Here is a 14,375-nt window from a genome sequence, read left to right on the forward strand (position 1 = left end):
GCGCGCTCAGTGCGCGTCGATGATATGTTCTTGTGCGCGCTCCGCGAGCCATTCTTCGCGCAATAGCCGCCGCACCTCGGACGAGACGTCCGCTTCGAGCGACGCCGGATGCTTTGCCGTCACGCAAAAGATTTCGAAGAACGAGCCGTCCGGCGCGGGAAACGGGCCGAGCAGGTCGCCGACCTGCGCGTTGAACACCTTCGCCTCGATGTCCGTCTTCAACGACCCACGCAATACCTTGCCGATCACGCCGCCGCGCTCGCTGGTATCGGCGATCGAATGCTCACGCGCCATTTCGCCGAACGCCTGCGGCTCGTCCTCGAGAATCGACATGACCTCGCGCGCCTTGCCTTCCGAGTCCACCACGATGTGGCTCACTTCGATGCTGTCGAATTTCGGCGAATTGAGCTTGAAGTAGCTTTCGACCGCCTCGTCGTTGCAGATCAGGTTGAAGGTCTTCTCCTGATAGAGCGTGTCGGTAATGAAGTGCTCGAATTCGTCGAGGCTGATACCGAACACGTCCAGGTAGCGATTCATGTCCGCCGCGCGGTGCAGCCCCCGCACGCGGCGAAACTGGTCGGCGCGTTGCTGGATTTCGTCGGGCTCCACCTTTACGCCCATTTTCTTCGCGGCGATGACCGTGAGCCGGTCGCGCACCTGCTGCTCGACCAGGCTCTCGAACTGCCCCGTGAGTTTCAGCACGCGGATGAAATCTTCCGTGTCGATCGCTTCGTCGTCGATCCGTACGATTGTCGTCATTGCGTTCCCCTGATTGCTGATTCCCGAAATCTGAACTGGTGAATATCTTCAGCCAGCGACCTGCCGGAACGGGTCCAGCGCGAAATCGATCAGGCGCCGCTCGCGCACTACGATTTCGGCGGTTGCCGTCATACCGTAGCGCAACGGATACGTCGCGCCGCCAATCGAAAAATGATCGCGCGCGAGACGCACGCGACCCTCGTAAACCGGTTCCTTCGTCTGCACCTGCGGCTTCGTGGTCGGCGAAATATATTCGAGCGTGCCGTCCACCACGCCATAGCGCTGGTACGGAAACGCGTTGAACTTCAGCTTCACGGGCAAGCCTTCGTGCAGGAACGCGCGGTCCTGCTCCGCAATCGCCACCTTCACGACCGGGCGCGCGTTGGCCGGCGCAATGCCGCCTAGCGGCGTGTTCGCCTGGATCTTGTCGCCGGGCTGCGTCGTCGTCACGTCCGTGATCACGCCCGAGACCGGCGCGAGCACGAGCAGGAAGTTGTCCTTGTCGATGTTCTCGAAGCGGATGCGCGCCGCTGCGTCGGCGGCAAGGCGCGCGGTTTGCACCTGCAGGCGCAACTTGTCCTCGGTATTGGCGATTTCGCGCTCCGTCGCGTCGTATTCGATGCGCAGTGACGTGAGCTGCCCGGCACTGCCTTCGAGCTGCGCCTTCGCCTGAGCGAAGTCGTGGCTCGTTTGCGCCTGCAATTCGCTGAGCCGCGCCTGCGCGATCCGGTAGTTGTTATCGGCCTGCAGGAACGCGCTGCGCTTTTCCTCGACCTGGCTTTGCGAGACCCCGCCGCCGCCGGGCAGCGCGAACAGCCGCTCGTACTTGTCCTGGTCTTCCTTCGCGAGGTCACGCACGTGGCGCGCGTTGTCGATATTGCCGCGCGCTTCGTCGAGCTGGGCGTTCTCGGCCTGCTGGAGCTTGCTCGTGCCTTCCGCCACGCGCGTTTCATGCAGATGCGTTTCCACGTCCATCTGCGCCTTGAGTGCCTCGGCCTTGCGCTCCATGAGCGCCTTCTTCTCGGGGAACGCCTTCCAGTCGCGCTCGGCGTCGTCGAGTTTCAGGCGCGCGTCGAGCGCGTTGGTCGCCGCCTGGATCGCGCCGCGTGCATTGATGCGGCCAATGACGTCGTCCTTCTCCACGGGCTGACCTTCGGCGATGTAGATATCCACGAGTTCCCCATCCACGGGCGCGTAGATGCGGCGCACCTCGGACTCCGGGGCAAGCGCGCCCTGCGCGCTCACGATGACGTCGGCGCGGCCGACGAACGACCACAGGAGGCCGCACACCACGAGCGCCACCATCGTGATGATCGTCGCTTCGATGAGGCGCCACGGACGCGCGGTGAGGATCGCCACCCCTTCCTCGCTGTGGTCGCCCAGCGCCTCGCCGAGCGGCCGCGGCGGTTCGGGCGCGGCATGCCCATCATGCATGCCGAGCGCCTTGCGCAGGCGCTCAATGAGCTGGCGCGGATTCACCATGCCCTCCCGCTAGCGCAAGCTTTTCGAGCGCGCCCGCATGGGCCGCGAACGGCGGCGTGGCGAAGTGAGCGGCGGCCAGGCGGTCGTGCACGGCCTGCACATGGCCCGCGTGCGCCTCGCTGTCGATCTGCTGATACTGGTCGACGTCGGTGCGCACGGCATCGAGCCCCGCGAGGCGCGGATAGCGCTGCGCATAGTCGCTCAGCATCGCGGTGAGCGCGTCGAAGCGGTCGCTCGCGAGTGCGCTGTCGATTGTCTGCTGGATGCGCTCGAGCGCGGCTACATACACCGAGTCGTCGCTCTGCAGCTTGCGCAGGTGGCTGAGCGAATCGGCATACACGGCGGCAAACGCCGGCACGTAGGCCGAAATCCGGTCGAATGCACGCTGATGCTCGCCGGGGTCGTCGTTCCAGCGGCTCGTCAGCGCATGGATCGGCGCCTCGTCGCGATAGATGCGGATCGGCGCCTGCGGGCCGCCCCGTCCCTGCACGAACGATTGCAGTGCGCCGATCCAGCCGATGTTTTCCACGAGCGACGCGGCGTCCGGGTTGTGGCGCGCGAGCGTACGCATGTCCTCCACGATGGCACGCGCACGGTCGAACGCGCGAGCGTTGATCGCGGCGACCCAGTCGGGCACGTCGGCCTTGATGAGCGCTTCCGTCCCCATCGCGCGCCACGTGCTGTCGTTCGGGTGGCGCGTGAGATATTGATCGGCCATGCGCGCCGCGCTTTCGAACTGTCCGCTCGTGAGCAACGCCTGCATGTCGCGCTGCGGCGCACCCTGGAAATACGTGAGCGCAACGAGCGCGACGATCACGGCAATCGCGCCGCCGCCCCAGCGCGCGAACGCGCCCATGTTGATCTTTCCGCTGCCGCCCAGCGCTTCGCTCAACTCACTCAGGAAGACCTCGATCCTGCCGCGCCGGCGTCGCGCGTCGTGGCCCGGCTCCGGCGCGGGTTGCGGCGCATCGGGATTGATTTCGTCGTCCTGGGCAGGCGCGGGCGGCGTGCAGAAAATATCGAGAAACGAGTGCGCGCTGCCAATGAACGTCGTGCGGTCTGCATCTTCGGCGAGCACCGCGGCGTGGCGCTCGCGCGTCGCCGTCACGGTGGCATCGCTTCCACTCGTGCTTTCGAGGCCAACCCGGTAGACGAAGTGCTCGCCGCCAAAGGCGATCCGCTGGCCGTCTTCGAGCTTGACCGCATGATCGTCGAGTCGCTGTCCGTCAAGGAACGTGCCGTTGGTGCTGCCCAGGTCTTCGACGTACATCGCATCGTCTTCGGCGTAGATGTGCGCATGACGGCGCGACAAATAGTTCACCTGGTGCGGATACGCGTCGTGATACTGCGAAAAGGTCTCGTCGGCCTTGCTGACGAGGAACGGAAAGCTCGTCACGACGATCTGCTGCAAACCCAGATCGGCGCGCACCGGCGTGAGCGTCACCACGGTCGCCCGCGCGGGCGCCCGCACCGTACGCGGCGCGAAGCTCACGCGAAACGCGAGCGCGCCGGCAAAGCTGAGTTCGTCGCCGTCTTTGAGAACGTGAGGCTTCTGGGTGACTTCGATGCCATTGACCGCCGTGCCGTTCTTGCTGCCCAGGTCGGCCACGTAGGCCGCCGCGCCCTCGCGGAAGATGCGCGCATGACGGCGCGAGACATCGACGACTACCTCGGGCTTCGCCTCGGCAAAAGGCGGCTGGGTCCGCCCGACTGCGAAAAGATCCTTGTCGATGCGGATCTCGCCCAGCTCTGCATGCGATATCGGCCGCAGCACGATATCGAACGTTCGGTCGAGCGATGTCTGGCTCTCGGCAATGGAAGCGGCGTCAGGCACCATGATTCCGCCAGCGATCAGCAGTTGTGAGCCGAGACGCGCGTGGCGCAGGCGCCGCGTGCGCACTGACTCTCCGTGTGGAGCCGCGCGCCTTGCACATGGCGATCGGGGTGTGAGAAAAGTGTAGGCGACTGTTGGCTGGAGTCAAACAACTGACGCGGCCCGCTGCGACCAGCGCGCTCACTTGACGGGCGCTGCCGGCACAGCGGAATTCGAGGCCACGCTGGCGACATCGACGTCGGGCCAGCCGCCGCCGATTGCCTTGTAGAGGGTGACGGTGTCGCTCAGGATCAGTTCATGGTTGGACAAAAGCGACTGTTCTGCGTTTGCGAGCGAACGTTCGGACTCCAATACTTCGAGCTGCGACACCAGCCCTTCCTTCAACTGCGCCTCGACCTGCGCCGCGACGGTGCGCAGCCGCTCGTTCTGCTGCAGCAGTTCGATGCGCTGCTTCTTATGCGCGTCGAGGTTCACCAGCGCATTTTCGACTTCTTCGAACGCCGTGAACACCACCTGGCGATACTGCTCTTCGGCAACCTTGCTCTGGGCCTCGGTCGTCTTGATGTGGGCATGCACGCTGGGGTCGAACATCGGAAAGTCGATGCTCGGCATGAAGCTCAGCGTGAACACCTTGAAGAGGTCGGAGAGCGAAAACGCGGCTGTGCCGGCGCGGCCCGTGAGACTGATGGTCGGCAATTGCGCGAGCCGCGCGGAACCGACTTCGTCATATGATTCGAGAATGCGGTACTGCGCGGCCACCACATCGGGACGGCGCCCCAGCAGCTGCGCGGGCAGGCCCATGGGCACATCCGGCAACTTCACGCGCTCGCGCAACTGGCCCGACGGCATCTTGAACTCGCCGGCGGGCACGCCGACCAGCGTGGAAAGCGCGTTTTCGGCGGTATCGCGCTCGCGGTGCAGTTCGAGCAGTTCGTTCGTGACGCCATTGACTTCCGCGCTCTGGCGCAGCACCTCGGTCTTGGGCGCGACACCGTTTGCGTACATCTGCTGGTAGATGGTGAGAATCCGCTTGTTCCGCCTGAGCGTGTCTTCCTCGTCGCGGATCTGATCGTCGAACTGGAGGATCTGGAAATAAGTGCTCGCCACTTTCGTAACGAGCGTCAAATAGCCTGCGCGCCAATCCGCTTCGCTAGCGTGATACTCGGCCTTTTGAGCCTGCACGCTTTTTTGGACTTTGCCCCAGATATCGATGTCCCAGTTGACCTGAGTGGCGACGTTATAGGTCTTCGAGAGCGCTAGCCCCGTGCTCTTCTCATAGTCGATACCCGCGCCCGCGTCGACCGTGGGAAGTGCACCGGCCTGCACTTCCCCGATCTGCGCGCCGGCTACGCCAATGCGCGCCGCCAGCACCCGGATATCGATATTGCCCGCAATCGCCTTTTCGATGAGTGTATTCAGGTAGGGATCGTCGAACTCTGTCCACCACTGCGGATTGACCGTATCGGCCGCGGAAAACGTGCGGCTCGTATGCGCCCAGGCGTCCTTCTCAGGCATGTTCGGGCGCCGATACGCAGGCGTGCCCAGATCCGTGCAGCCGCACAGCGCCACGGCACACAACCCGGCCGCTCCGACGACGCAGGTCAGCCAGCGCGACGCGCCGCGACATACGTGCGCGGCGGACGGCGAGAGCAGTGTGTTCACGATCGACTCCTTAAGGGAAAGGCGGCGAAGGACGCGACGAAGAAGCGGTGTGCAGCGGATGCGGTGGAGGGCGGCGCCGTGGAGGCGGGTAAGCCTCCACGGCTGGCAGCACGATCAGAAGTTGATCGTGTTGTGAGCCGTTTGCACGGGGTTGGTCGAAGCGTGGAGGTTGTTCACGAACGCCACGTCGTTGCCCGTGTTGGACAGGATGGTGTTCGTCTGGCCGATCAACTGCGATGCGGAGAAGTTGGTGGAGTCGACCTTCACGCTCGGCATCGTCGGGTAGCAGACGGGCCACAGGCCCAGGCCGCCGCGCACGGCGCTCATTTCACGGCGGTCGAGTTCTTGCGCGACGCTCAGGTCGGCGATCATCAGCTTGCTCATGGCAGTTCTCCAGGAATGGATGCAACACTGTTGGGATTGTGAGCTGCATGGTTGCGGGCTCGGGTCCAACAAGGCATGAGGCGTGCCAGATGCACGAGTGCGCGTGCGCACGGCGCGCATCGCCCGTCGCATAAGGACTGTTCTGGAATTCCCGGAGTCTCACGCGCGGCGCGTGGCGCGTGCGCGTCGTGCGTGGTGATGGGCGCGCGCCAACGCGTCGATCGGCTTATGTTGGCACGCTACGAACACTGTTTGCTGGGGGAAAGTGAAAGCGTCGCAAACGTTCGAATCATCCCGCAACATTCGCGGTCGATTCGTATGGATCACTTAACGTAAATGGTGATCTTCTTCGAGTACACCGGCGGGTTGTGCGGCACGTGGTGGGCGTCGCCCATCAGCAGCTGCAGCGTATGTTTGCCCGGCGGCAACTGCAGCATCGTTTCGGTCTGGCCAGCGCCGAAGTGAAGGTGATTGCGATCGGATGGAATGGGCTGATCCATCGGCGGCAAGTCCGTATCGACGAGCAGGTGGTGGTGGCCCGTATTGGGAAACTCGACTTCCGCGGGCGCCACGCCCATGTTGCGCAGGCCGAACCAGACGCGAAATGGCCGCCCGGCCGGCATGACCTGGCCGTCGTTGGGCCAGCCGATATAAACGTGCGCGTTCGGGTCGACCGGCGTCGTGCCTGCTTGCGCCGCACCGCCCGCGAGCAGCACGAGGCTGGCAGCAAAAACGAGGAACCTCTTCATGGCGTGCACTCCCGCTTCTTTTGCGCTGCGGCTAAAGCCGGATGTCCTTCGCTACTTGACCGTGACCGTGATCTTCTTCGAGTAGACCGGAGGATCGTGCGGCACGTGATTGTAGTCGCCCATCAGCAACTGCAGCGTGTGCTTGCCCGGCGCAAGCTCGACCCGGGCTTCCGTTTCGCCCGCGCCGAAATGCAAATGATTGCGATCCGACGGGATCGGCTGATCGAGCGGCGGCAGGTCCGTGTCGATGAGCAAGTGATGATGGCCCGTGTTCGCCTTGTTGATCCCCTTGGGGCAAACGCCCATGTTGCGCAGGCCCATGCGAACCCAGAACTTGCCGGTGGGAATCGTCGCGCCGTCGGGCGGCCAGATGATGTAGACCTCCGCGCCGGGCGGCGACGGGGTGCGCTCGGCAAACGCGAGGCGCGGCATCAGAACGGCCGCTGCCAGGGCCAACAGGGTTGCTCTTCGTTGCATCTTCGTGCTCCTTGTTCGGCAGACGGCGCGCCGCTTTGGAGTTCGGTGCGTGTTCTACAGCTTAGGACGGATTCAAGCGGACGGAGATAAATCGGCGCGGCGCGTGCGGGTGCCACCGAGTTACTGCATCGCGCGGCGTGCGTGCTATTTTGTAGTTGTGCGCAGGCAGTGCCTGTGCCGGCGGCGGCCCGCGTTTCATGCGAGCGCGGCTGGCGACTGCAGCGGGGTAGCGCACCGTCGGCATTGAAAGGCGATGACGCCTGGGTATGCACCCGGGTTGGCACCTGATAGGGAGAACGAACATGTGGCGGCTAGTGTTGCCTGTGTGCCTCTTGATCTCGCTAGGCCTGACTTCGACGCTACGTTCGGCCGCGCCGGCAGCGCATGACCGTTCGGCTCCGGCACGCGAGCAGCCGCGTCTCGAGCCGCAAGCTCCTGGCCGGTACGCAAGCGCCCACGCCGGACATGAGCGCCTCACCGAGGCCGGCGCAGCGCGGCAACGCTATGGCGTCGCGATCGTGCGCGTGGGCCTGATGCCGAAAGACACCTCCCAGGAATACGAAATCACGTTCTGGAATTCGATCAAGGACAGTCAATACGCGAGCGACTACGAGGCATATCTGAAGGCCTATCCGAACGGACGCTTCGCGCCGCTCGCGCAGGCCCGCCTGACGCGTTTGCGTGCGGAGGCATCGAAACCCGCTGCAGCCTCCGCCACGCCCGCTACGTCCACCCCGCACCCGGCTAGCAGCCCCGCTGCCGCCGCTCCCACACCGGCACCCGCGCCAGCGCCTCAGGCAAAGACACCGCCGCCCCCACCCGCGCAGACCACGGCAGCGCCCGCCTCCGCACCGCCGGGCGCCGCGACGACCGCGGCAACGGCTGCAGCTGCGGCGGCAGTTGCTGCCAAGGGCAATCCGGCCATTTCGAAGCCGGGTCCCCACGACATTCAGGACTGCCCATCTTGCCCGGTGCTGGTCGCGGTGACGCCCGGCAACTTCACCATGGGCATCGACACCGACGACGTCTCGGAACGGCCCGCGCACCACGTGACGATCAGCCATAGTTACGCGCTCGCGAAGTATGCGGTGACGGTGGCGCAGTGGAACGCGTGCGTTGCCGCGAGCGCCTGCCCGCGCCTGTCGAACGAGAACAACGCCTCGCCGAACGCCCCCGTGCGCGACCTGAGCTGGGACGACGCGCAGCAGTACGTGAAATGGCTTTCGAAGATCAGCGGCAAGCCCTACCGCCTGCCGACGGAAGCGGAATGGGAATATGCCGCGCGCGCCGGCACCGAAACGCGCTACTGGTGGGGCAACGACATGCGCAAGGGCACGGCGAACTGCAAGGACTGTGGCCCGCCGTGGCACGTCGAGGCGCCCGACGACGTCGGCTCGTTCCCGGCCAATGCGTTTGGCTTCTACGACATGGCCGGCGGCGTTTGGGAATGGGTCAGCGACTGCTGGCACAACTCGTACAAGAACGCGCCGAATGATGGCCACTCGTGGGACGAGCCCAACTGCCAGACGCGCGTGATTCGCGGCGGATCGTGGCGTGACGGCGCGGGCTATATGCTCGCCGCCACGCGCTTCAAATACGACAGCAGCGTTCGCTACGAAGCCAATGGATTTCGCGTAGCGCGCGACATGAAATAATGCGGATCGCGCTGCGGGTCTCGCCTGGAGACGCACATGGCTTGCGATGTTCCGATCACTCGCCGGACATTCCTCAAGGCCATGGGGAGCGGCGCGGTCACGATGTCGGTCAGCTCCATCACCGCGTTCACGGCCGCCAGCCCAACCGTACCTGGCGCGACGCGCGCCCACTCCGCACTATCGCCGCCGAACGGCACACCCGACTGGGCGCCGGAGCCTGGCAAGGCGCGCTGGCGCATCGAGGGCGTGAGCAAGGTCACGGGTGCGAAGATCTACGCGCGTGATTACAAGGCGCGCGACTTCGAAGGCTGGCCGAAAGAAGAAAACTGGCTATATGCGCTGAGATGCAATTGCGTCGACAAGAATTTCGAAGGCTTCGATCTGAGCGTATTGCCGCGCAATCTTCGCCCGATCGCCGTGGTATCCAACCAGACGTTGAATGACAATCGCATCTATCTCGCGGCCGAAAAGGATCCGGTCGCTAGCCAGGATATCTATCTTTTCGCGCAGAAGGGCAAACCTGCCAATTGCTACGGCCAGCCCGTCGCCTTGTTGATCTTCGAAGACTTCGATACGTATCGCCGCGCAAAGAAACTGCTCGATTTCAACGAGTCCGTGATCCGTTACGGCGCAACGGTACCGGAAAGCGCCATCACCACTTTGTATCCGTCCGCGTCCAAGGTTTATGTGCGCGACGACGCGAGGTCGTTTTCGAACCTCCAGCGTAGCAGCCTCCCCTTTGAGAAGTTCACCAAGGCACGCGACAGCGCAAGTAAAGAAATTTACGATCTGGCCAGCGCCAGGGTCGACAGCAAGGCCTGGCACCAGTTCGATGGCGCCTTCAGAACGCCCGCAATCGATCCCGTCTTCATGGAACCGGAGTCGGGACTCGCGTGGTTTCAGGCGGATTCCGGTTGTCTGAACCTGGTGCTCGGCACACAATCGCCGCGCGGCGACTGCATATCCGCATGTAAGTTGTTCAAGGACAGCAGTATCAACGTCAAGCACGTTCACGTGATCAGTTGCTACCCAGGCGGCGGATTCGGCGGCCGCGACGAATCGTATTTTCCTGTTTATCTCGCGCTCGCCGCCCCCTTCGCGAAGGGGGCGTTGCGCTGGCAGCAATCGCGCTATGAACAATTCCAGGTCGGATTGAAACGCGCGGAGACGGATTTCACGGAGTCCATCTGGCTCGACGAGAGCGGCAAGCTCCAGGCGCTCATCAGTTCCTTCAGCTTCAATGGCGGCGCCAAGGAAAATCTCACAGGCCCCGTTGGCGACCTTGCTGCCATGAGCGCCATGAGTTGCTACGACATTCCGCGCGCCATTGCGCAAAGCTCCGTGAGTTATACGCCCGCGTTGTTCGGCGGCTCGCAGCGCGGCTTCGGCGGTCCTCAGGCTTACCTCGCCATCGAAACGCTCATGGACGAGGCCGCCCAGGCGCTGCACAAAAGTCCATTCGACATCCGACGCACTAACCTGCTCCGCAAGCAGCACGGCAAAACGCTCACTGGCGCACCCATTCTGTTCCATCTGCAACTCGCCGAGCTGCTGAACCAGCTTGAGGCCCACGAGTTATGGCGCAACAGGGAAAGCGTGCGCGCGCAACGCCACGCGCTCGGCTTACGGTATGGCGTTGGGCTCGCCATGTCGAACCAGGCCTACGGTACCGGCAAAGATGCCGTATTCGCGATGGTGCAGATTCAGCCGAACGCGGGCCTGCATGTGCTCACGCATTACACGGACATGGGCAATGGCGCGGCGACGACGTTGGCCCTGGCTCCTGCGGCGTGCCTTGGGCAGAACGCGCAGAAAATCACCATGAACGAAGTCGAGGCGTTTCAGATACCGGGTTTCGATTACACAAAGCTGGGCATCCTGGATGCTACCGGAAGCAAAGCGATCTCGGCCCCCTTCGGTTCTTCGAGCGCCTGCCTCGGTGCGTTCCATCACTTTCAGGCCGTAGATCGCGCCGCGATGGTGTTGATGCTGCAAAGCGTGCTGCCTGCCGCACGCGCAATATGGAACAACCCGCACATCGAGCGGCATGACCTCACGTGGACAAATGGCAAGCTGACCGCGGCCGGTCACCCGGCAATCAGCTGGCCCGCGTTGCTCGACGAGATCAACCGCCAGCAGTTGCCTACCGTGGCCGCCGCCCATGTGACCTATGCCGGCGGATTCTGGAGAAGCCGGTACACGTTCGCCTCGGGCGCCGTCGAGATGGACTGCGACTTCATAGCCGTTGGCCCCGATACGCACCATCTCGAGGGCTTGCCTCACGGCAAGTTGCTGCCGCCACGCGATACGTTCAATTTCGGGCGCACGAACTATGCGCCTTCGGCAGCGCTCGTCGCGGTGTCCGTGAACCCCGAAAGCGGCCACGTAAAGGTCGAAGAGGTCGTCACGACACTCAGCGCCGGCCGCCTGATCTGTCCTGAAATCGTGCAAGGCCAGTCGCAAGGCGCGGTGGCCATGGCGATGAGCAATGTGCTGAGCGAAGCGTGTCCGCTGGGCAATCACGGCCCCGGCGACGGCACATGGAATCTCGACCGCTACCTCATCACGCGCATGACCGACGTCCCGCGGCAGGAACTGATCGCGCTGCCGCCGCCGGAAGGGAACCATCACAGCGCGCGCGGCATCGGCGAGGCCGTGATGTGCCCCATTGCGCCGGCACTGCTGAATGCGCTGGCCATGGCAACCGGGCATCGCTTCAGGGAAACCCCCGTCACGCCCGACAAGATACGCGAGGCCCTGCAGTGAGCGAAGCCGACGTCAAGATTCACGTGAACGGACGCGCCGTGACGGTACCGGCCGCCGATACCGATATGAGCCTCGCCGAATTCCTTCACGAACGCCTGGACCTGACAGGGACCAAGGTGTGCTGCGGCATTGGCGCGTGCCGTGCGTGCACCGTGGGCCTGCGCAGCAGCCAGGACACGCTGATGGAGAAGACTCTGGCGTGCGTCACACCAGTAAGCGCTGTCGCGAATCAATATATCTTTACCGTGGAGAGCCTCGCGGACGGCGACAGGCTTTCGCCGCTGCAGCAGACTTTCCTCGAATCTTTCGCGTTTCAGTGCGGCTACTGCACGCCCGGCTTTCTGATGGCCGCGACCGCCATGCTCGAACATGTGAAGGCGTACCGCATCAGCGGAGACCAGCTAGAAACGGAAATCGACACCTGGGTGGGCGGAAACCTGTGCCGATGCACAGGCTACGTGAAGTATCGCGAGGCGATTCGCAAAGTCGCGCAAATGCAGATGAAAAGCGGAGGATGACCATGTCTGTCCGCGTCCGCCTGTTCGCTCTATGCTTCCTCTTCGCCGTGCCGCTTGCCGCTTTTACGCATGAGCAGACCTTGCTCGAATACGCCGATCAGTGCGTGAAGGAAATTGGCGAAATCCCCCCGTTCAACTGCAATGACGGAACGGAGATTCCCATTACGATCGATGGAAAGCCGCCCGGGCCAAACGAGTCCCCGACGCGATGCGACAAGCCTTCATTGCTGAGTCCAACTTCGGAAGCAAAAGGTCAATGCATTCCGTTTTCGAAGATCCTGAATCTATCGCGCGGCAACACGCAAATTTCCGCGTATTGCCGGCGCGACGCGCTGCGCCCCGATAACGACCCGCACTATGACGGCGTAGTCGTCGTGATGCATCACTCAGGCAACGGCAAGACCTGCTGGTTCGAGGCGAAGCCACAACCGAAATCGCAAGCCAGCGTGTCCGCGAGTGGTGGATTCGTGGCGACCCGCGTGCCGCCGCCGAACGAGAGAAAGCCACCTGCAGGACACACCTCCGCAGTCGAATTCTGGGCGACACCCGCAGTGGTCGCCTCCGAAAAGCCCACCTGCCTCCAATGCCACGACGCAGGCCCCTTCATCTTCAGCCCGTATATCGGGCAAGTGTGGGACAAGGTGCCCACCGACCCATGGGGGAAGTATTCGAGCATCGGGCAGGCTTTCTCGTCGTTTCACCTCATGACGATGAGCACACCGGGCAACACCTGCATTGGCTGTCACCGCATCGGCAGCGAGCAGAGCTGCACCGCCTTTCTCGGGCTCTCTGTGGGCAATCAGAAAGCGCCTGGCAACGACCGGCTCGCCAACAGCTATCCATGGGACCACTGGATGCCGACCGACAACGCCATGAGCAATGAACAATGGGACAAGGCAAATCTCGCGTCGGTCAAGGCCTTGCTGGACTGCTGCAAAGACGCGGCGCACAAGGACCCGAATTGCACGTTCACACCCATGCCTTCGAGTTCGAACAACCGGTCATTGCATTGAGCGCGCCCGGTTCAGGTCGGCATGCCGGCCCAGTAAGACACGGCGTCCTGCCGATCGAACACGAACGTCTTGAGCGCGACCTGGCTCTCGGGAGAAAGCGTGTCGAATTCGAGTCCGTGCAGGGTGAGTCCTGCCTGCGGGTTATCGGCGCGCAGATTGCGAATCACGGCGACGGCCTGGAACGTCGACCCGACGCTCCCCGCTTCGATCGGAAACACCACGCATATGCGCTCGCCGACCTCGCCGATCTTGCGCCCGGCGGCGAGCGACATCCCCAGCACGCTGATATCGCAGCCAATGCCGAGCCGGTTCAGTTCCGAGCCCGTCAGGTCCACGCCATAGCGCACCGCGAGTTGCGTACGCACGCGCACGGCCCGGCGTTCGCGCAGCCGGCGTATCGTGCCCGGTTCGGAGAGCACGAGATAGCGGAACGGATGCGTGCAGACCGCCTCGACGGTGCAGACGAGCCAGAACACGGCTTGTGTTGCGATCGCAACGATCTCGACCTGTTCGCCCTGAAATGGCTCCCACGCGGGTTTGGCCGCGGCGGGCGGCGTGACGAACATCGCGCCGCCGGGCCGGAAACCGATCAGCCGGCACGGCAGCATCTCGCGCCCCATGCCCGCCTGGCTGCGTATGCCTAGCAGCGCGCCAATGGCGAGATTCATGTCGTCCAGCGTCAACGGCCCTTTGCCACGCTCGCCACGGTCGGCCAGGCTGTCTTGCGTGCTCGCTAGACTCGCCTCGTCTGCCGTGTTGCGATAAGGCTGGAAGTGCGCGAAGAGGAAGTCGCGCTGCTCGCCGTTCAGCATCCCGCCTTGCGGCAGCAGCATCGTTCCATCATGGTGAAACACCGCCAATGGCAGCGGCGTTTCGAGGGGCAACTGCCCGGGGTCCGCGAGCAGTTCCAGCGTTTTAGACGCAGTACCGCTGCCAGGCTCGTGAAGGTGCATGACCGATAGCGTGTGAATTTGTTGGTTTTGTTCGATGCTGCATTGTGACCGAAATATAGTGACAGATGTCAATAAATATGCGGCTATCTCGGGTCTTGTTTAACGAAATATCCATGCCACATA

At 63.5% G+C, this 14,375-nt stretch carries 11 protein-coding genes and 1 pseudogene; 4 read left to right on the top strand and 8 right to left on the bottom strand.

Features of this window, described 5'->3' with window-relative positions:
- Nucleotides 1-6 precede the first annotated feature (6 nt).
- The 7 genes from AB3X98_RS01485 to AB3X98_RS01515 form a co-directional block, all read right to left on the bottom strand.
- Nucleotides 7-759, bottom strand: a complete 753-nt coding sequence (locus tag AB3X98_RS01485) for a peptidylprolyl isomerase (RefSeq protein WP_069262259.1) — start codon at nucleotides 757-759, stop codon at nucleotides 7-9.
- Nucleotides 760-807: 48 nt separating this feature from the next.
- The gene (locus tag AB3X98_RS01490) at nucleotides 808-2,193 is read right to left on the bottom strand and encodes an HlyD family efflux transporter periplasmic adaptor subunit (protein ID WP_342948363.1); all 1,386 of its coding nucleotides are present in this window, start codon (nucleotides 2,191-2,193) and stop codon (nucleotides 808-810) included.
- Nucleotides 2,194-2,215: 22 nt separating this feature from the next.
- Nucleotides 2,216-4,141 (bottom strand): FHA domain-containing protein, encoded by a 1,926-nt coding sequence (locus tag AB3X98_RS01495; RefSeq protein WP_368604648.1) that lies wholly within the window; start codon nucleotides 4,139-4,141, stop codon nucleotides 2,216-2,218.
- Nucleotides 4,142-4,255: 114 nt separating this feature from the next.
- A complete protein-coding gene (locus tag AB3X98_RS01500) occupies nucleotides 4,256-5,653 on the bottom strand; it encodes an efflux transporter outer membrane subunit (RefSeq protein WP_368604739.1) in 1,398 nt (465 codons plus the stop codon).
- Between the two features lie 198 nt (nucleotides 5,654-5,851).
- Entirely contained in the window at nucleotides 5,852-6,121 is a 270-nt protein-coding gene (locus tag AB3X98_RS01505; RefSeq protein ID WP_069262261.1) for a hypothetical protein, read from the bottom strand.
- A 323-nt stretch (nucleotides 6,122-6,444) separates the two neighbouring features.
- Nucleotides 6,445-6,870 carry a DUF4399 domain-containing protein gene (locus AB3X98_RS01510; protein ID WP_368604649.1) on the bottom strand — a complete coding sequence of 142 codons (426 nt, stop codon included), beginning with the start codon at nucleotides 6,868-6,870 and terminating at the stop codon, nucleotides 6,445-6,447.
- Nucleotides 6,871-6,921: 51 nt separating this feature from the next.
- On the bottom strand, nucleotides 6,922-7,347 hold the full coding sequence (locus AB3X98_RS01515; protein WP_069262263.1) for a DUF4399 domain-containing protein: 426 nt from the start codon (nucleotides 7,345-7,347) through the stop codon (nucleotides 6,922-6,924).
- Between the two features lie 527 nt (nucleotides 7,348-7,874).
- On the opposite strand from AB3X98_RS01515, the pseudogene AB3X98_RS01520 reads away from it, so the two are divergent.
- The 4 genes and pseudogenes from AB3X98_RS01520 to AB3X98_RS01535 form a co-directional block, all read left to right on the top strand.
- Nucleotides 7,875-9,002, top strand: a pseudogene (locus AB3X98_RS01520) (formylglycine-generating enzyme family protein); the annotation flags it as partial.
- Between the two features lie 36 nt (nucleotides 9,003-9,038).
- A complete protein-coding gene (locus tag AB3X98_RS01525; protein WP_368604650.1) occupies nucleotides 9,039-11,768 on the top strand; it encodes a xanthine dehydrogenase family protein molybdopterin-binding subunit in 2,730 nt (909 codons plus the stop codon).
- Nucleotides 11,765-12,286 (top strand): (2Fe-2S)-binding protein, encoded by a 522-nt coding sequence (locus tag AB3X98_RS01530; RefSeq protein WP_069262265.1) that lies wholly within the window; start codon nucleotides 11,765-11,767, stop codon nucleotides 12,284-12,286. The genes AB3X98_RS01525 and AB3X98_RS01530 overlap by 4 nt, the downstream gene beginning before the upstream one ends.
- A complete protein-coding gene (locus AB3X98_RS01535) occupies nucleotides 12,214-13,299 on the top strand; it encodes a hypothetical protein (protein ID WP_368604740.1) in 1,086 nt (361 codons plus the stop codon). Before AB3X98_RS01530 ends, AB3X98_RS01535 begins: the two co-directional genes overlap by 73 nt.
- Nucleotides 13,300-13,310: 11 nt before the next feature.
- Here AB3X98_RS01535 and AB3X98_RS01540 read toward each other — a convergent pair whose 3' ends face one another.
- On the bottom strand, nucleotides 13,311-14,252 hold the full coding sequence (locus tag AB3X98_RS01540; protein ID WP_368604651.1) for a flagellar brake domain-containing protein: 942 nt from the start codon (nucleotides 14,250-14,252) through the stop codon (nucleotides 13,311-13,313).
- Nucleotides 14,253-14,375 lie beyond the last annotated feature (123 nt).

Origin of the sequence: Paraburkholderia sp. BR14312 (assembly GCF_040948675.1) — a bacterium.
Taxonomy (GTDB): Bacteria; Pseudomonadota; Gammaproteobacteria; order Burkholderiales; family Burkholderiaceae; genus Paraburkholderia; species Paraburkholderia nodosa_A.